Raw genomic sequence first — 18,589 nt, forward strand, 5'->3', positions numbered from 1 at the left:
CAGGGGCGAGTGGCAGAATGAGCGGCGAGAATCTAGTAAGTACATCGGTAACAGAAGCATAATCATCAAAATCTGTGCTCATCTGTGGCTAAAACAATCCTTCGTGATTTTCGTTCTTCGTGCTCTTCGTGCTCTTCGTGGTTTCAAAATGCAGATTTTATGGTTTGGTTAAAATCAATTTAGCGCCTCTGCGTTAAAATAGCTATTTGTAATAATCTTGATGGATAGAGATCTGCATATGCGAATTGTAGTTAAACTTGGGACGAGCGTTTTGACCGATGGAACCGACCGTTTACATCGCCCGCGAATGGTCGATTTGGCGCGTCAGATGGCCCAATTACGTGAGGCTGGACACGAAGTTGTCTTAGTTTCTTCAGGCGCAGTTTTGGCTGGCTGGGAGCGCTTGGGCTTTCCCAAACGGCGGCGTGAGTTGACCCATAAACAGGCTTTGGCGGCAGTTGGGCAAGGTCGTTTGATGCATATTTATGGCCAATTATTTGAAATTTACGATGTGCCGGTGGCTCAAACGCTGCTAACCCGCGCCGACCTGCGTGATCGAGTGCGCTACCTGAATGCGCGTGCCACCTTATTAACCTGCTTGGAAATTGGCGTATTGCCAATTATCAATGAAAATGATGCAGTGGCGGTTGATGAAATTCGGGTCGGCGATAACGACACACTTTCAGCCTTGGTTGCCAATTTGGTTGATGCCCAGTTGTTGGTTATTTTGAGCGATATTGCTGGCTTGTATAGCGCCGACCCGCGCCATAACCCCGAAGCAACCCTCATCGACGACGTTGCAGCAGTCAATGAACAGGTTTATGCTTTGGCAGGAGCGGCGGGCTCGCATCGTGGCACTGGTGGCATGTTCACCAAAATTCAGGCTGCCGAATTGGCAACTCGCGCTGGCACAACTATGGTGATTGCTGCTGGCAACGAGCCGAATGTGCTGGTGCGCCTGGTTGCTGGCGAGAGTGTAGGCACCCGCTTTCGGCCAGTCAGCACCCGCTTGGAGAGCCGCAAACGCTGGATTATGGCTGAGCGCGTGCGCCAAGCCCATATTGCAGTTGATGCTGGTGCCGTGCAAGCCCTCACTCAGCAAGGCCGTAGCCTGTTGCCCGCTGGAATTGTGGCAGTTGAAGGCGAATGGCGACGGGGCCAAACCGTGGCGATTGTCGCACCCGACGGCCAAACGATCGCCTGTGGCTTATGCCAATATGCCGCCCACGAAGTTGCCCAAATCAAAGGATCACGTACCAGCGACATCGAAAGCATTCTCGGCTATTCCTACGGCGCTGAAGTCATTCACCGCGATGATATGGTAGCCTTTTAAAGTCAAAGGGCAGAAGGCAAAAGTCAAAATCTTGAAATTTAGCTTTATGTTGCCTTTAATCTGGATTTATGCTTAATATCAAAGGATAGCAGATAGAACTATGGCTTTAGAGAGCCTATTTTGCCTTTTGCCCTTTGATTTTTGCCTTTATTTGTGGGGTGTTATGGCTAAACTCTATTTGATTCGCCATGGGCAGGCTGTGGTGAATGTCGAGCCGATTATTGGTGGCATCAAAGGCGATCGTGGCTTGACCGCCTTGGGCATACAACAAGCCGAATCATTGCGTGATCGGCTGATGGCAACTCGTGAGATTGTGCCCGATCTGTTTATTTGTAGTACGATGCCACGTGCAATGCAAACTGCTGAAATTATCGCGCCAGCGTTTGCTCAGCCTTTGCTCTACGATGAAGGTTTTTGCGAGTTCAACGTGGGCGAGGCTGATGGCCTGAGTTGGAAAGAGTATAATGCACGTTATGGTAAATTTGATTTTGACCTGCGCAAGCCTTTATCGCCTGGTGGCGAGACTTGGCAAACCTTTTGTCAACGAACTCATTCCAATTTTGAACGGGTGTTGAACGCCAATCCCGAAGCCACGATTGTGATTGTCTGCCACGGTTGGGTGATAGAATCGTCGTTAAGCTATTTTTGGCCGCATACTCGTAGCGAACAACCAAATGTTGATCTCGAAGTAACCAATACATCCTTGACCCATTGGTATCAGCATCAGCGGGGTGGGCAGGTGCGCTGGTTTTTGGGCGGCTACAACGACGCTGTGCATTTACATGCCGCCGTTCGTTGGCAACTCGAAGGCGATTTGGAAGGTGAAGATCATCCAGCCGCCCCGCTTGGCGAGTTATGACGGCTAGCATGAGGAGTATCCAATGCTTGAGGCAATGGGTCAGCGAGCAAAGCTGGCAGCACGCATATTGGCCCGCACAACCACAGCTCAACGGAATGCCGCCGTCGAGGCCATGGCCGAAGAACTAAGCCTGGATCGCGAATCGATTCTTTCGGCCAACGAGGCTGATATGCGGCTTGGGCGCGAGGCTGGCTTAACTCCGGCCTTGCTCGATCGTTTATTACTCAATGAGCAGCGACTTGAAGCAATTGCCAACGATGTGCGCACTGTGGCGGTCTTGCCTGATCCGGTTGGCGAGGTGTTTGAGCAAGGTGTACTGCCAAATGGCTTGCGCATCGAAAAGCGCCGCGTGCCGCTGGGGGTAGTTGGCGTGATCTACGAGGCGCGGCCAAATGTCACTGCTGATGTGGCGGCATTGTGTATCAAAGCGGGCAGTGCGGTAATTTTACGCGGTGGCAAGGAAATTACCCGTTCAGCTGGAGCATTAGTGCAAGCTTTACGTCGTGCCTTAGAACGGGTCGATCTGCCAGCTGATGCCTTACAACTAATCGATAATCCTGATCGTGAGCTAGTGCGCGGCTTGCTAACCTTAGATCGCTATGTGGACATGATTATTCCACGCGGTGGTTCGGGCTTGCACGATTTTTGTCGTAAAACCGCCACAATTCCGGTAATTACGGGCGGCATTGGGGTTTGCCACGCCTATGTTGACCATACCGCGCCACTTGAGCAAGTTGTGCCGATTATTGTTAATGCCAAAGTGCAACGTCCAAGCGTCTGCAACTCGCTCGAAACCGTCTTGATTGAGCGCAGTGCTGCGGCCAAAGTGTTACCACGGCTTGGTGCAGCGTTGCAAGAACACAAGGTTGAATTACGTTGTGATCCTGAGTCGTTGGCGATTTTGCGCGAAGCTGGTAGCGCTGATTGGAACTTGGTTTCAGCTCAGCCCGCTGATTTCGGCCAAGAATTTTCGGCATTAATTTTGGCAGTACGCGTGGTCGATGGGCTTGATCAGGCAATTGAGCATATTGATCAATTTGGCACCGACCATTCCGACACGATTTTATCGCAAGATCCGGCGGCGATTGAGCGCTTTTTGAACGAGGTGGATTCGGCGGTGGTATATGCCAATTCCTCAACCCGTTTCACCGATGGCTCGCAAATGGGCTTGGGTGCTGAAATTGCGATCAGCACCCAAAAATTGCATGCGCGTGGTCCGATGGCTTTGCGCGAATTGACCTCATACAAATGGGTAGTCCGTGGCGCTGGCCACGTTCGCGATTGATATTGCTAGTGGGCAATCGCGCTGGTTTGGCGTGGATTGCCCATTTGTTGATCGACCCGCAAGCCCCAAAGCGTTGCAAGTGCGCCAACCACATCAGCGCCAGCAAAAAAAAGCAATTGCCATGGCCCCGCGCCAGTGATTACCCACCAACCGAAAATCAGTGGCACGCTCAGCCGCAAAATCACAGTGGTCATGGCATAGCGGCGCAGATCGATTGGGCTAACATTCATGTGTAATACCCCAATAAAGCCCACCAACATGCCCGCAACGCGCGGCCAAACCTCAGTCGTTGTCGGCATGCCAAATACACTCAAGAGCAGATTTGGCGCGAGTGCTGCCAAAAGCCCAGTGCTCACCGCATACCAACCAAACCAACGTAAACTACGAATTGTTCTAAGCATCAGAAACTCCTTGTGCGCAGGCCATTTCGGCCAAAGCGTAAATAACAGGGCATTCACGCAGATCATCAGCGGAACGAGCGGCAAATTCATGCAAGGCTTGGCGCAAACGCTGAAACTGTTGAACCGTCTGATCAATCTGCTGGACTTTTTGCTCAACAAATTGCTGAATCAAGGCTTGCTCGGTATTTTGCGGGCTGAGTTGCAGAAACATGCCCATTTCGCGCAAGCTAAAGCCCAATGCTTGACCTTGCTTGATTGCCAAAATTCGCGCAACCACCGTGTTTGAATAATCGCGATAGCCTGATTCACGGCGTTGGGCGGTTTCGATCAAGCCCATTCGTTCATATAAGCGTACCGTTTGCACACTCACGCCACAACGGCGAGCTACTTGGCCAATTTGCATCGCTCAATTCCTTTCTGCTGCTTAGCATAAACCCTATACTATGCTATAGAGTCAAGCCCAAGTTTTTACTAAAATCAAAAGGCAGAAGGCAAAAATCAAAAAGTAGCAACAGGAGATTGGAATGCAGCTGTAACGCAGAGGTGCAGAGGGGAAGGATGAATGATGAATGATTAAACCACGAAGGGCACGAAGAACGCGAAGGTTACTTTTTTGCCACAGATTATTTAGATTATCTCAATAGCCCATAACCTAGTGCCAATTTCCCTAATCCTATCCCGCGCCCCTATTTTGATTTTTGCCTTCTGCCTTTTGCCCTTAAAAAAACTCCCCCATAAACCCGTAGGTTCGTGAGGGAGCATGATGATGGTTCCCCCTCGCCTGCTGGGCGGGAGAGGGGGCTAGGGGGTGAGGGACTCAAACTGACTTAGGGAGCGACGGTCAGAACTAGAGCTTTGGCCAAATCGGTAAAGATATTGGGCAAAATCCCAACAGCGATAATCCCAATTACGGCGACGATCACGCCCAACGAGAGCGAGGCCGTGGCATAGGTTGGTTGTGGCTCGGTGGCTTCGGTATCGCGCATCCACATCGTCACAATCACCCGCAAGTAGAAGAATGCCGAAATCACACTGGTAACCACCCCGATAATCGCCAGATAATCGAGGTTGGCATCCCAAGCGGCGCGGAAAATGCCAAACTTGCTGGCAAATCCGGCTGTTGGTGGCACGCCCGCCAACGAGAACATAAACACGGTCATCGCGAGCGCCAACAATGGGCTACGCTTGCCCAAACCACGTAAATCGCTCAATTCAAATACGGGCATACCGCGATTTTCCAAAGCAATCAGCACAGCGAACGCGCCAAGGTTGGTTAAGGTGTAGGCCAACAGGTAAACCGTGAAGGCGCTGATGCCTTTTTCGCTGGCTGCCAACACGCCCAGCAACATATAGCCAGCGTGGGCAATCGACGAATAGGCCAACATCCGCTTGAGGTTGGTTTGCGCAACTGCCACGATATTGCCATAGGCCATGGTTGCAGCGGCAAATAAGCCAAACAGCAATTGCCACTCAGGTTTGAGTGCAGGAAATGCTACATTCAAGAAACGCAACATTGCTGCAAACGCTGCACCCTTAGTTGCAACCGACATATAGGCGGTGACTGGCGTAGGCGCACCTTCGTAAACGTCAGGTGTCCAAGCGTGGAAGGGGAACATTGAAACCTTGAAGCCCAAGGCGATCAGTACAAAGCCAACCCCAGCCAACAAAATTGGATCATCAAGTGCTTTGCCAGTGCTTTGCCAAGTGCTCAATTCGTTGGCAATTTGGGCTAGGTTGGTTTTGCCGGTCATGCCATAAATCAAGGCAATGCCATAGACCAAAAAGCCAGCCGCAAAACCGCCAAGCAACAGATATTTAATCGCAGCTTCGCCCGATTTGAACTGCGGCACGGCAAAGCCGGTTAGCACATATAACGCAATCGAGAGCGTTTCAACCCCAATGAAAATCGTTACGAGGTCAGTTGATTGAACCAAGAACAACATCCCAGAGGTTGCAAACAAGACCAAGGGATAAAATTCGCCTTGGCTGAGATTTTGGCGTGGCATGTAATCAAAGGCAATCAGCAAGGTCAAGGCTGTGCCCGCCAGCAAAATCCAATTTACCAATACCCCAAACTTGTCAAACACCAACATGTCTGAGAAGCCTGAGATAGTTGAGCCATAATCCAGCGCACCCAGCGCTGCCGTCACGCCAAGCCCAATCAGGCTCAACGTGAGCAAAACCCGCCGATCCGAGGTGAACATATCGACAATCAACACCAACATCGCCCAAATCATCAGGAATGCTGGCATGCCTAAGACTGTCCAGTTAATCTCCGGCGTGATAAATGTTAAATCATTCATTCGAACTCACGCTCCGTCTTATTGGCCAGCAATCAGTGGCGCAGCATTAGCAACGAAGGCTTCAAGCGCCTTGATCGTTGTTTCCATTGGGCGAGTAAAGTATGACGAGTAGAGACCAATTACCAACATCAAGATACAGAGTGGCAACAAAATCGCTACTTCACGGCGGGTCAAATCGCTGAGGTGTGGCGTGCGACGTTCGCTAAATGGCCCCGAAGCGATGCCTTGGAACATCTTGAGCAAATAGACCGCTGCCAAAATCACCCCAACCGCAGCAAACGCGGTGAACGTCCAGCCGATTGGCGAATCGAACGCGCCGAGCATAATCAAGAATTCGCCAACGAAGCCGTTCAAGCCAGGCAAGCCGACCGAGGCCATCGTAGCAAACAACAGGAAGTAAACGAACACTGGCACAACTTTCCACAAACCGCCGTAATCGGCCAATTCGCGGGTGTGGGTGCGTTCGTAAACCATCCCAATCAGCAAGAACAATGCGCCAGTGCTCAACCCGTGGTTGATCATTTGCAATACAGCGCCTTGCAAACCAACTTCATTCAGCGCGAAAATCCCCAAGACGATAAAGCCCATGTGGCTGACTGATGAGTAGGCCACCAGCTTTTTGATATCGCTTTGAGCATATGAAAGCACTGCCCCATAAATGATCCCGATTACTGCCAACAAGGCAATTGGCCGTGCCCATTCCTGGGCAATTTGCGGGAACAACTGGACGCAGAAGCGAATCATGCCGTAGCCGCCCATTTTCAGCAGCACTGCCGCCAGAATCACTGAGCCAGCGGTTGGCGCTTCAACGTGGGCATCGGGCAACCATGTGTGGACAGGCCACAATGGCACTTTGACCGCAAACGCCACGAAGAACGAGAGGAACAGCAATTTCAATTCGGTATCCGACAAGCCAAATTGATTGATATTGGCCATCAACGTTTGCACTTGGAAGGCAGTATCAGTTGGCAAGCCTTGTTGCGCCAAATATTTGTAATTGAGCAAGCCCAAGGCAATAATGCCGATCAGCATAAACACCGAGGCAGCGAAGGTATACAAGAAGAACTTCACTGTGGCATAAATGCGGCGCTTGCCACCCCACATCCCAATCAAGAAATACATTGGGATGAGGGTAAATTCCCAGAAGATATAGAACAAGAACAGGTCTTGAGCGAGGAACACGCCCAACATTCCCATTTCTTGCAACAGAATTAGCATCAAAAAGTTGTTGGTTTTCTCTTCAACATTCCAGGCACTCCAAATTGCCAAAGGAGTGACAAAGGTTGTGAGTAAGACCAACCACAAACTAATGCCATCAAGACCCAACTCGTAGCGCACGCCCCAATCTGGAATCCAGTTGAAATATTCGTAGAACTGAAGACCAGCGGCATCGTGCTTGAAATTGAACAAAATTGGCAATGACACGGCAAAAACGAGTGTGCTCCAGCCCAAGGCAAAAATTCGGGCTGCTCCGCGTTGGCCGCGCATAAACGCCAGGATGATCGCACCGACGGCAGGTAAAAACACCACCAGCGATAAGATCGTAAAACCTAAGTCGTTTGTATTCGTCAAGGGTTACTCCTTGTGAAGTTGCAAGCCGAGGCCTGCGCTCCACGTCCTAGCGCAACGCAAAGAAGCCAAGCACGATCACCACACCGATCACAAACATCAGTGCATACGAGCGTACATAGCCCGATTGGAACGTTCGCAAGCCGCGACCCGACAAGCCGACAAGCTCTGCCGTGCCATTAACGATGCCATCAATAATTTTGACATCGAAGAACTTACCAAAGAAGCTAGCCAAGGCCTTGTAGGGCTTGACCAACACCGCGTTATACAACGCATCGAAGCCCCATTTTTCCTCAAGGATGGCATAGAAATCGCCGCCCCAGTGGTGCAAGAGGTCGCGTTGGTTGGGCTTGATGCGCTTGTGCTTGGCTGCCCAATTGTAGAGATAGAAGCCGGCAGCAAACGATGCCAAACCTAAGATCGTCACAATCGCGGCAATATTGAGGTGGAACTTGGCAGCTTCTTCTTCGACGATTGGCTCAAGCCATGTGGTCAATGGGTGGAGAACCACAATATTGATCAAACCGCTGGCAAGGGTCAAGACTGCCAAAATCGCCAATGGAATCGTCATCCAGCGGCTGCTTTCGTGGGCGTGAATGTGTTGATCACGTTGTTCGCCAAAGAAAACCATTGAGATTTGGCGACCCATGTAGAACGAAGTCAAGACTGCGCCCAAAATCAACAGCATGCCAACTGTGCGATGGTCATGATCGAAGGCATGGCCGATGATTTCGTCTTTCGACCAGAAACCCGAAACCAAGGGAAAGCCGATCAAGCCCATCGTCCCGACAATATATGTCCAGAACGTAACAGGCATTTTCTTGCGCAGACCGCCCATCTTGCGCATATCTTGTTCGTTGCCAAAGCCGTGAATCACTGAACCAGAGCCAAGGAACAAGAGCGCCTTGAAAATCCCGTGGGTCAGCAGGTGGAACATCGCGGCAACGTATGCTCCCATACCTACGGCTGCCACCATAAAGCCCAATTGCGAGACGGTCGAGAAGGCCAGAACCTTCTTGATATCGTATTGACCGAGCGCAATTGAAGCAGCGACCAAAGCGGTCGCAACCCCAATAAAGGTTACGCTGCTTTGAACCGCTGGCGATAATTCAAAGATTGGATGGGTGCGGATCATCAAATACACGCCAGCGGTAACCATGGTTGCGGCGTGAATCAAGGCCGAAACAGGAGTTGGGCCAGCCATTGCATCGGGCAACCAGACAAACAGCGGAATTTGCGCCGATTTCCCAGTTACGCCAAGCAACAGCATAAAGGCAATCGCCCCAGCCGCCGTGTATTGCGTACCCATAAAGAAGGTGCTGTATTGTTGCAGCGAGAAGACCGTGCCTTGTTCCAAGACTTCGCGGAAGACCAACGAATGCAAGAAAGTGCCATCGGGCTTACGCGCCAAGGCCCAAATTGCAAACATCGCCATCAACAAGCCAAAGTCGCCAACCCGGTTGGTTACAAAAGCTTTGACTGAAGCCCATGGTGGGTCGCGTTGTTCAAACCAGAAGCCAATCAACAAGAACGAACACAAGCCCACGCCTTCCCAACCTAAGAACAGCATCACAAAGTTGTTGCCCATGACGAGCATCAACATTGCCACAATAAATAAGTTGAGGTAGACAAAAAAGCGGGTGGGGCGTTCGTCGTGGCTCATATAGCCCACTGCATAGAGGTGAATCAACGTCCCTACGCCAGTGACCAAGAGCATCATCGTGACCGAAAGCTGGTCGATTAAGAAACCAAAAGGAACTTCCAAATCGCCAAAGGCCATCCAGTTCCAATAGGTTACATCGAACCAACGATTATTTTCGCCCAATGTGGTTTTGGCAGGCATGCCCAGCAACTCGATGAGGGTTGCGACGGTCAGCACAAAGCCCAAACCAACCATGACGCTGGCAATCAAGCCAGAGCGTTTAGCGGTGGGATTATCGCCATGTCCATGGTGCGCGTCACCGTGGCCATGCCCGTGATCATGCCCATGGTCGTGGTGGGCGTTGGCGCGGCTGAGACGCAAATCGTTCAGCCCCAACAGGGTATTGATCACGACACCGAGCAGTGGCAGCAACGGCACAAGCCAAATTAATTCCGCCATAAGTTCTCCAGTAGACACTTCGGCAAGGTGCAAGGCCGTTGCCTAGCCCTTGAGCGTATTCACGTCATCAATGTTGGTGGTCTTTTTGGCACGGAAAATCGACACCAACAGCGCCAAACCGACTGCGACTTCTGCCGCAGCGACTGCAATCACGAAGAATGTAATAATTTGGCCATCGCTTTCAGCACGTGCACGGCTAAACGCAATTAACGCCAAATTGGCCGAATTGAGCATCAACTCAACCGACATAAACATCACGATTACATTGCGACGCACCAAGACCCCAACGACCCCAATCGTAAAAAGAATTGCGCTCAAGAGCACATAAGCATTGGTTGAAATCACGATTGGCTCTCCTCACGGGCAACCACCCGCCGACGGGTCAGCACAACTGTCCCGACTACTGCAATCAAGAGCAAAATTGAAATCACTTCAAAGGGCAAGAGATAGGTGCTGAAAAGCTTGGCGCTGATCGTGGTTGGAGCGCCAATGTTGGTTGCATCGGCCACCGGAGCATCGATTAATGTCGTGCCACGATAGGCCACATAGCCAATCTCGGCCAATAATGCGACACCCAAGACGAGGCCAGCCGGCTTTTGCCAGCCGATTTTCTCCTCGCCAAGCTCGGCATTTTCAGCGCCCAACAGCATGATCACGAATAGGAACAGCACCATAATCGCGCCAGCATAAACCGTCACTTGAACAGCACCGAGAAACGGCGCACGCAGCAAAAAATATAAAATGGCAACCGAGCAGAAATTCAAAATCAAAAACAGCGCACTATGCACTGCATTGCTGCTCAGCACCATTGCCAAGGCTGCCCCCACCGCCACAATGGCCGTGGTGATAAACAAAAATGTTTCCATGGACACTCCCGAAACAAGTCAGAAGTCAAAAATCAGAAGTCAAAATACTCAGTTGAAGCCTTGAATGTTGACGGTATGCGTATTTAAAGCCAAGATCATTGGTATTGATAATTGCTTTTACACCGTGCAAGCTTAATGGTGGCTTCCAGTTTTGGCTTTGGCATTAGAAACCGAAATCTCATAGTTGAAAAGGTTTTGCCTTCTGACTTTTGCCTTTTGCCTTTACTACAGGTCTATTTGGGCCGGTGGGTTAAGTTGTTTGCCAGTTTGTTGTAAGACTGGTGGCACTTCGCCGTGGCCTTTATCGACCGCAACCAGCAACATATCTTGGGTATAGATCGAGGCGCGGCGGTCGTAGAAGGCTAATTCATACTGATGCTCAAGCACAATTGCATTGGTGGGGCATGCATCTTCGCAGTAGCCACAGAAAATACAACGCAACATGTTAATTTCATAAACAGCCGCATGGCGTTCGCCTGCCGAGCGTGGATTCGCCGGATCATTCTGGCCAGGCACCACATAAATTGCATCTGCCGGACAAGCAGCGGCACACAGCGAACAACCGATACACCGCTCTAGACCATTGGCAAAACGCTTCAGCTCATGCCGACCACGGAAGCGCTCGCGGACAGGCCGTTTGACCTCAGGATATTCAACGGTCACAGGCTTTTTGAAGAGATATTTCGCCGTGGTTTTGAGACCCTTAAAATAGGCCATCGTTCCTTTCAGCATTGGCGATTCCTTTCTCGGTGCGTGACTCCTATGGCGTTCACGCCAAAACCGCCACTATGCATCAAGCGGCGGTGCAATGTCATTCGAATCGGTGCCGTCGCGGGCGCGTTTATTTTATCACAATCTCTTGATAAGCCAAACAGCCTTGGGGAAAGTCAAAAAGCAGAAGTCAAAAGGCAAAAGGGCAAGGGGGCAAGGGGGCAGGTCGCAGAACTCAAGGCTTTTGGCTATCGGAACGTTGTGTGGTATGCCATTCATTCGCGATAGCCAAAAGCCTCGCTGGAATGATTTATAAGGTTAATTTCCCTCACCCCCAGCCCCTCGCCCACTGCGGCGGGCGAGGGGAGGTGCAATGGTCATGATTCGGATGGTTCTCCCTCGCTCGCTGGGCGGGAGCGGAGGTCAGAGGCTGAGGGCATGGCCATCGGTGGCAACTGCCACCCAACTAATCCTTGAAAAGGAGGGTGAGGTGTTAAATCAATTAGCGCGGATACACATAATACAAGGTATCCGAATGTATAATCTCATCGTTAACCCGCCAATTAATTTGCCATTGTTGTCCATTCCAAGTTAATTGCTCAAGGCTTGTTTGCCAAAAATGGCGAGCCAAGATCGTTTTTCCGTCGTTATATAATGCCAATGGCTCGTTGATTGAGTCAAAATTTGCAGTAAAGGCCAAACTTGGTTGTTGGGCATTATAGACCCTTAACTGCGATTCTCCGCCAATATTGCTCAAATCCAATGCCAACCAATGGCCATCGGGCGACCATAAAAATGGGCTTTCGCCACTCTCGCTATAGCTGTTAGCATCAAGTTGATACCAGCGCTGTGGCTCAAATTGATATAAAGCCGGATAGTGCCCGCGATCAGGATGTGGCAGCATCAAGGCAAAACTATTGCCCTCAGGCGAAAAGCTAAGCCCATACAAGCTCATTAAGGGCAAGGCAATATCATGGCTGCGCTGATTACTTAAATCGAGCACCCGAATCACCATGGTTTTATTGCCAGTTGCTAAAGGATAGAGCAACCACCGTTGGTTGGGTGAAATATAGACCTGAGTGAGAATCGCCGAATCAACATCGGGAATATTGGCCAGAATACTTGGAATTTCGGCGATCTTCTCAGCTTGAAACGGTGGCCCGAGCTGTGCGCGCCAAAGAATCTGCGGATTTTTGCTGGTTTGGAGAAAATAGACCGTATCGCCTTGCCATGCAATCGGATACGACCACTTTAGATCCGACCAAGCACGCGAATCAGTAATAATATCCCATTGGCCAGTTTGTACATTCATTTGAATAAGCTGGCTCGCCCCAGTAAATTGGTCGGTGCTGCGTAAATCTTGGCCCACAACCGCCAATAGACGTTGAGTATTTGGCGCTAGCAAGGAATTAAAATTCTCAGCATTGATCAACTTCTCAAATTCCCATTGGGCACTTTGTTGGGTTACAAGGTCGGTCAATTGCCATGTTTTTGATTGTGGGCGTTGCAATAATAATGGAGATTGGTTATAGCGTGGAAATATACCCATGCCTTGTTCAGAGAGCAAATCCAGCGATTGATCGCTATTGAATTGGCGTAGGTTCAAGCTTAGCGCTCGAATATCACCAAAGATGGCAATTGGCTGTTTGGTTGGAGGCTGAATTGTGGGCAAGGCAGGTTGCTCAAAGATCGGCACTTGGGTTGGTAATGGCGCAACTGCTGCTTGTAATTCCTGATTAAGCGGGGTAAGTGTTGCCCCAGCTACTTCGCCAATCCAGGCAACGCCATGTTCGCCCAGCACGCTGGGTTCGATCCGCTTAGTTAGGCTATTTGTGGCCACATTCCATGTGTGCAAGGTCAGTTGTGAGCGATCAAAATCATTCGTTTTTATCAGCCATTGATCGCCAATGGTGGTTGGGTAGACCGAAGTCAATAAGTCAACTTCACGAATCGCAACCAAGGCTCCATTATCAAGGTTATAGGCCGAGTGAAAATATTTTGTCCTAATCTTAGGATTAGGATTTGCAACAAAACTATTGACTATCAGAATGGTTCGATCATTGGAGAGGCTGGCACTCAGCATAGTGCCCTGAAAAGGCGTAGCAAGTGTAACATCGTGCTCAGTGCTGTTGGCCCAATCGATCAAGCTAAACTTGGTTGGCTCACGAAAAACTCCCAGTGCTGCTTGCCGCCCATCACCAAGAATCTGGGTATCGCTGACTGCTCCAAAATCGCGTTGGGTTTGGGTTTCAGGATCTAGTCGATACAGTTTATCATTATCAACAAACCACAGCTTGCCATCACCGACCAATGAAATGCTATGCAACCTTGGGGATAGCTGTTGAGGCGGATTAAGCAACCGCCCATCTGCAAGGTTGAGATGACTCAAACGCCAGCTCTGATCTAAACTACTACGATCAAGCAGATAAACCCCTGTTCCGGCTTGATCGACTGTTAAGCTACTTTGATAATCATAGTTACTTTTCGGCTGTAATGGGTAGCTCCAACGTGGCAATCCAGTCGTCAGGTCAATCGCAAATAGGGTTTGGTTGCGGGCCAAGAACAAGGTTTGTTGTTCAGGCAAAATGATGCTTAGATCTTCGGCATTTTGATCAACAGTCGCAATCGTTACCAAGCCAGTTGGCGCAAGCCGCACCAATTGATATTGCTCCAGGTTGGCATTGTTGATAATGGCATAGAGTTCGGTTTCAGCAGCAGCAGCAGGCCGAGCGGTTGAAGTGGGCACTGGAGTAGGTGTTTGGGCAGCAAGGGTTGTAATCGGCAAAGCAACCGCTGGCTGTTCAATTATCGGCACAATCGTTGGCAACACGGCCAGATCGCTTGGTTCTTGGGTTGGCACAAGCGTAATCGTGCCAGTTGGTTGGGAAGGAAGCTGAGTAACCTCAGTTGGCAAGGTTGGCACAACTTGAATTGGGGGTTGCTCAAGAATCGTGGTTGGAAATGGCGCGGCAATGATCGTCGCGCTTGGTTGCATGCTTGGCGTGGCTGAGCCAAGCAATGCGACCTCGCTGGGGTTTGGGCTGGTTTCGTCAAGGCTGCTTGGCATAAAGGTCAATACCAGCATCAAGCCAATTAAGCCAATTGCGCCCAACACAGGCAAAAACCGCCACCAATTGCGTTCAGTTTTGGGTGTAGCCCGCTCACGATGTGGCTGCATACTCTACTTCTCCTACGATTAATTATTTGCTCCACGAAAGCGCTAGGGATCAAAGAGTGGTACTTGATTCATAAAGAATGGAACCAACGAAGAACGGAACCACGAAGAGCGCGAAGAACGCGAAAGGTTATGATTCCGTTGTTCGTGCATTTCATCCCTGATCTTTTATCATGCATCCTTTGGAACTCTGCGCCGCTTGCTCTATGCCCTATGCTCTATGTTCTATGCTCTACGTGTAATGGTTACGCATGCCCTCACCCCAGCCCCTCTCCCACTGCGGCGGGCGAGGGGATCACTACCCGAGCGGTTCCCCTCGCCTGCTGGGCGGGAGAGGGGTCAGGGGGTGAGGGCATGCTGGCTGTTGTTAATGCTATGAACCATTACATCTATGTTCTATGTTCTTCAATCATATTCCTTCGAACAAATCGCGTTCGTAGCCGTTGGGCTGCGGCACAACTCGGCTAAATTGTTCGCGGCCAAGAAAACGTTGGCGCAACAGGCGTGGCAATTTAAGGCTTAGCCCCATTTGGCCAAGCTGGCTACGATGGGCTTGCCAAGCAGCAACTTTTTGGTCAACCACGCTCGAACAATCGACGCTAGCAGTTGGCGGGTTGACTGCTTCTAAAATTTTCACAAAATCGATATCACCATTATTGCCGCCCTTACGTGGATCGCGACCTGAAAGTCGCCACAAACGCAGCATCATTTTGATCAGCAATGGATTAAAAGTCGAGTAGTAGAGTTTGCGCGGTGTCCAGGTTGGCAAGCCTGCATCAAGCTGCTCAGGTAGCCAAGCGCCATCGCCCGCCCGCGCAAAGGCCAAATGCGTGGCATGATGCATGGCAATATGATCAGGATGGCCATAGCCGCCATATTCATTAAAGGTTATTACCACCTGTGGCTGAATTGCGCGAATAGCGGCGGTAACTTTGGCGGCAACGGCCTCGACTGGCGCTTGAACCAAAGCCTCAGGGTGCTCGTTGGCAGGCGTATTGGGCATGCCCGAATCACGATAATTTAAGAAATGATAGGCCGCCAAGCCCATAGCATTGGCCGCATCGCCCAACTCGGTTGAACGGAGTGTTGCAATATCGCCATAGCCTTGTAACAAACTTGGGTCAACATCACCAGCTTCGCCACGCGTTGCACAAATATAATGTACACTCACGCCATGATGAGCATAGTAGGCGATTGTGCCAGCATTACCAAAACTCTCATCATCGGGGTGAGCATAGACAAACAACAAACGGCGGGTCATTGGCGCAGTATTCAGCCAATGCGATTCAATTCCATAGGCGCGGAGATCGCGGGGAAAATGCATGGGAACGGCCCTCACACAAACAAAGAGTATGGTCTGTCGGTTTTCTAGGTTTGTCAAGAAGTTGGCAATGTTCACGTATCGACTTATACCAAGCCTATAGTATACTTAACCCACTACGTTTTGCGAATACCCTAGCCGCATTGCTGTCCAACGTTGCCTAACCACGCTAGCCTATCTATGGTGAGAGTTATGCACTGGCGCTCGTTTATTCCACGGACACTAGCCGATTCCCAATCTCGTCAACAGTTATTGATTGTCATGCTCAAAAGCGTTGTTTGGATCTTTACTCCCGTCCAAGTTATCTTGAGTTTTACCTTGACAACCACAAGCTGGCCACGCCTGTTGTTGCTGGCGATTGTCAACCTGCTTTGTGCTGGAATCTGGCTCTTAATCAAACGCAATAAGCTGGATCTGGCGGGCAAGCTGTTTGTTGGGTTGTTTTGGTTGTTATTTACGGGTTTGATGCTGAGCACTGGTGGCATTAGCTCGCCTTCGATTATTGCCTACTTTTTCGTCATTTTTACCGCCAGCTTTTTGTTGGGAGAACTGGCAAGTGTGATTATCGGCTGTCTGAGTTTAGCGGCAACCTTTGTAGCCGTGCTCCTTGAGCTGAATCAGCTTTTGCCCGCCTCGGTGATTGTTTATACCCCCGTTTCGCGTTGGCTCAGTTACAGCTTTTATCTTGGCATTATGCTGATATTTCAGATGGTCAGTGGGCGCTTGGTCTATAAGGCCATGCAAAAAGCCCAAGCCGAGTTACACGAACGCCAACGCATCGAAGCTGAATTACGCCATTCTGAAGCCCAATATCGTCTTTTGTTCGATACTATTCCAATTGGCATTGGCATGGCTAAACTCGATGGTACAGTCATCGCCATCAACCCAGCTGGCAGCCAAATGATGGGCTATAGCCATGCCGAATTGATGCAAATCAAACTCGAACAGTTATATGCCAATCCCGATCAACGGGCTAGTTTAATTCAGCAAGCCCAGCAAACTGGCAAGATTCGCGACCGCGAGATGGCTTTCCGGCGCAACGATGGCCAATTGGTTTGGGCGTTGGTCAATCTTGATCTTGGGTTAATTAATGGTGAGGCGGTGACGATTGCCACGCTGCGCGATAACACCACTCAACGCGCAGCAGAACAAGCCTTGCGCACCAACGAAGCTCGTTTTCGGGCAATCTTTGAGCATGCAGCAATCGGAATTGTCTTAATTGATAATAATGGTGTGGTCTTTAGCGCCAACCCAACTGCTTGTATGTTGCTTAATTTCAGTGAACATGAATTGCAACAACAAGCCTTTGTTAATTTCACCCATCCCGATGATCGCCAATTTGAAATGAGCTTAAATCAAGAACTTCGCGCCGGATTATGTGATTCGTATCAAATTGAGCAGCGCTTTATTCGCTCTGATGGTGGGATTGTTTGGGGCCGTTTGTGTGCCTCATTAGTCCAAGATGCTGCTGATCAACCTTTATTTATGATTGCGATGATTGAAGATCTTAGCTCGTATAAAGATACCCAGGCCCAACTTGACTTGCAAATGCAAACTCTGACAGCGCTCTACTACAGCTCACAACGCCTAACAACCAAACTCAAAGTCGAGGAATTGGCCCGCGATGGGGCCGATAGTTGTGTTAGCATTTTTGGCGCACAACGGGCTTGGCTCACGCTCAATCAGGCTGATCAGCTTAACTATCACGAACATAACCTAGAACAACCCTTGCCCAGTGTTCACATTGAGATTGAATCGACTCAACCCATCACCCGCGATGGCCCAACTCGAACCATGGCCTTTCCGTTGGTCAGCCATAATCACACCTTTGGGATGCTCAATTTGCAGAGCAATCAGGCTGATTTCTTTCAAGCTGAGCGCAACGATATGCTACAAACCTATGCCAGTCAGGTCGCCGCCGCCTTGGATAACGCGCTCATGTTCCAACATTTGCAACAAATCAACCGTGAAGTTACCAGCGCCTACGATATGACGATTGAGGGTTGGTCTCGCGCCTTAGATTTGCGTGATCACGAGACTGAAGGCCATACCCAACGTGTTACCTGGATGACTGAACGGCTGGCCGCCGCAATGGGCCAATTTAGCGCCGAAGAGTTGATCCATGTGCGACGAGGCGCTTTGCTCCACGATATTGGAAAAATGGGTGTGCCCGATGCCATCTTGCACAAGCCTGGGCCGCTCAACGATGAAGAATGGGTGATTATGCGGCGGCATCCGGTCTATGCGTATCAACTGCTTGCGCCAATTGGCTACTTGCAAGGCTCGCTGGATATTCCGCATTATCATCATGAACGCTGGGATGGGGGCGGCTATCCCAAAGGCTTGCAGGCCGAAGAAATTCCTTTGGCGGCGCGAGTATTTGCCGTAGTTGATGTATGGGATGCCTTGCGTTCTGATCGACCATATCGCAAAGGTTGGTCAGATCAGCGGATTATGGACTATTTGGCGGGTGAGGCGGGCAAGCATTTTGATCCATTAGTCGTTGAAGTATTTTTGCAATTGCTCATGACCATGAGCATTGCCGAGGTGCGTAATCCAGTTAATGAAGCCTAAAAAGCAACAGGCGGGCTAGCAAGCCAGCCCACCTTTGCAAGAGTTTATTGGAATTACCAAGGCTTACGTACCCTCACCCCCGACCCCTCTC

The 18,589-nt window shown here is 50.2% G+C and carries 14 protein-coding genes; 4 read left to right on the plus strand and 10 right to left on the minus strand.

Annotation, left to right across the window (positions count from 1 at the left end):
* The first annotated feature begins 238 nt into the window (after nt 1-238).
* The 3 genes from proB to DEF47_RS02590 all read left to right on the plus strand — a co-directional run bounded on the left by proB (nt 239) and on the right by DEF47_RS02590 (nt 3,477).
* Entirely contained in the window at nt 239-1,333 is a 1,095-nt protein-coding gene (gene proB, locus DEF47_RS02580; protein WP_041304610.1) for a glutamate 5-kinase, read from the plus strand.
* Nucleotides 1,334-1,496: 163 nt separating this feature from the next.
* The gene (locus DEF47_RS02585; RefSeq protein WP_012190742.1) at nt 1,497-2,192 is read left to right on the plus strand and encodes a histidine phosphatase family protein; all 696 of its coding nucleotides are present in this window, start codon (nt 1,497-1,499) and stop codon (nt 2,190-2,192) included.
* A 22-nt stretch (nt 2,193-2,214) separates the two neighbouring features.
* Nucleotides 2,215-3,477: a glutamate-5-semialdehyde dehydrogenase gene (locus DEF47_RS02590; RefSeq protein ID WP_012190743.1), complete on the plus strand. Its 1,263-nt coding sequence runs from the start codon at nt 2,215-2,217 to the stop codon at nt 3,475-3,477.
* A 5-nt stretch (nt 3,478-3,482) separates the two neighbouring features.
* Here the strand turns inward: DEF47_RS02590 and DEF47_RS02595 are convergent, their stop codons facing one another.
* The 10 genes from DEF47_RS02595 to DEF47_RS02640 form a co-directional block, all read right to left on the minus strand.
* Nucleotides 3,483-3,878, minus strand: a complete 396-nt coding sequence (locus DEF47_RS02595) for a hypothetical protein (RefSeq protein ID WP_012190744.1) — start codon at nt 3,876-3,878, stop codon at nt 3,483-3,485.
* Entirely contained in the window at nt 3,871-4,281 is a 411-nt protein-coding gene (locus tag DEF47_RS02600; protein WP_012190745.1) for a heavy metal-responsive transcriptional regulator, read from the minus strand. Before DEF47_RS02600 ends, DEF47_RS02595 begins: the two co-directional genes overlap by 8 nt.
* Before the next feature lie 424 nt (nt 4,282-4,705).
* Nucleotides 4,706-6,181, minus strand: coding sequence for an NADH-quinone oxidoreductase subunit N (locus DEF47_RS02605; protein WP_012190746.1), 1,476 nt, complete (start codon nt 6,179-6,181; stop codon nt 4,706-4,708).
* Between the two features lie 18 nt (nt 6,182-6,199).
* Nucleotides 6,200-7,753, minus strand: a complete 1,554-nt coding sequence (locus DEF47_RS02610) for a complex I subunit 4 family protein (protein ID WP_012190747.1) — start codon at nt 7,751-7,753, stop codon at nt 6,200-6,202.
* 46 nt (nt 7,754-7,799) lie between these two features.
* A complete protein-coding gene (gene nuoL / locus DEF47_RS02615; protein WP_012190748.1) occupies nt 7,800-9,851 on the minus strand; it encodes an NADH-quinone oxidoreductase subunit L in 2,052 nt (683 codons plus the stop codon).
* Nucleotides 9,852-9,893: 42 nt separating this feature from the next.
* Nucleotides 9,894-10,196, minus strand: coding sequence for an NADH-quinone oxidoreductase subunit NuoK (gene nuoK, locus DEF47_RS02620; protein ID WP_012190749.1), 303 nt, complete (start codon nt 10,194-10,196; stop codon nt 9,894-9,896).
* Nucleotides 10,193-10,717 (minus strand): NADH-quinone oxidoreductase subunit J family protein, encoded by a 525-nt coding sequence (locus DEF47_RS02625; RefSeq protein ID WP_012190750.1) that lies wholly within the window; start codon nt 10,715-10,717, stop codon nt 10,193-10,195. Before DEF47_RS02625 ends, nuoK begins: the two co-directional genes overlap by 4 nt.
* Before the next feature lie 225 nt (nt 10,718-10,942).
* On the minus strand, nt 10,943-11,449 hold the full coding sequence (nuoI, locus tag DEF47_RS02630) for an NADH-quinone oxidoreductase subunit NuoI (protein WP_012190751.1): 507 nt from the start codon (nt 11,447-11,449) through the stop codon (nt 10,943-10,945).
* Nucleotides 11,450-11,930: 481 nt separating this feature from the next.
* Nucleotides 11,931-14,606, minus strand: coding sequence for a hypothetical protein (locus DEF47_RS02635; protein WP_012190752.1), 2,676 nt, complete (start codon nt 14,604-14,606; stop codon nt 11,931-11,933).
* Between the two features lie 406 nt (nt 14,607-15,012).
* On the minus strand, nt 15,013-15,927 hold the full coding sequence (locus DEF47_RS02640) for a PIG-L family deacetylase (protein ID WP_012190753.1): 915 nt from the start codon (nt 15,925-15,927) through the stop codon (nt 15,013-15,015).
* Between the two features lie 189 nt (nt 15,928-16,116).
* On the opposite strand from DEF47_RS02640, the gene DEF47_RS02645 reads away from it, so the two are divergent.
* The gene (locus tag DEF47_RS02645; RefSeq protein WP_012190754.1) at nt 16,117-18,498 is read left to right on the plus strand and encodes a PAS domain S-box protein; all 2,382 of its coding nucleotides are present in this window, start codon (nt 16,117-16,119) and stop codon (nt 18,496-18,498) included.
* Nucleotides 18,499-18,589 lie beyond the last annotated feature (91 nt).

The organism is Herpetosiphon sp. (assembly GCF_003512625.1).
In the GTDB taxonomy this organism is placed as follows: Bacteria; Chloroflexota; Chloroflexia; order Chloroflexales; family Herpetosiphonaceae; genus Herpetosiphon; species Herpetosiphon aurantiacus.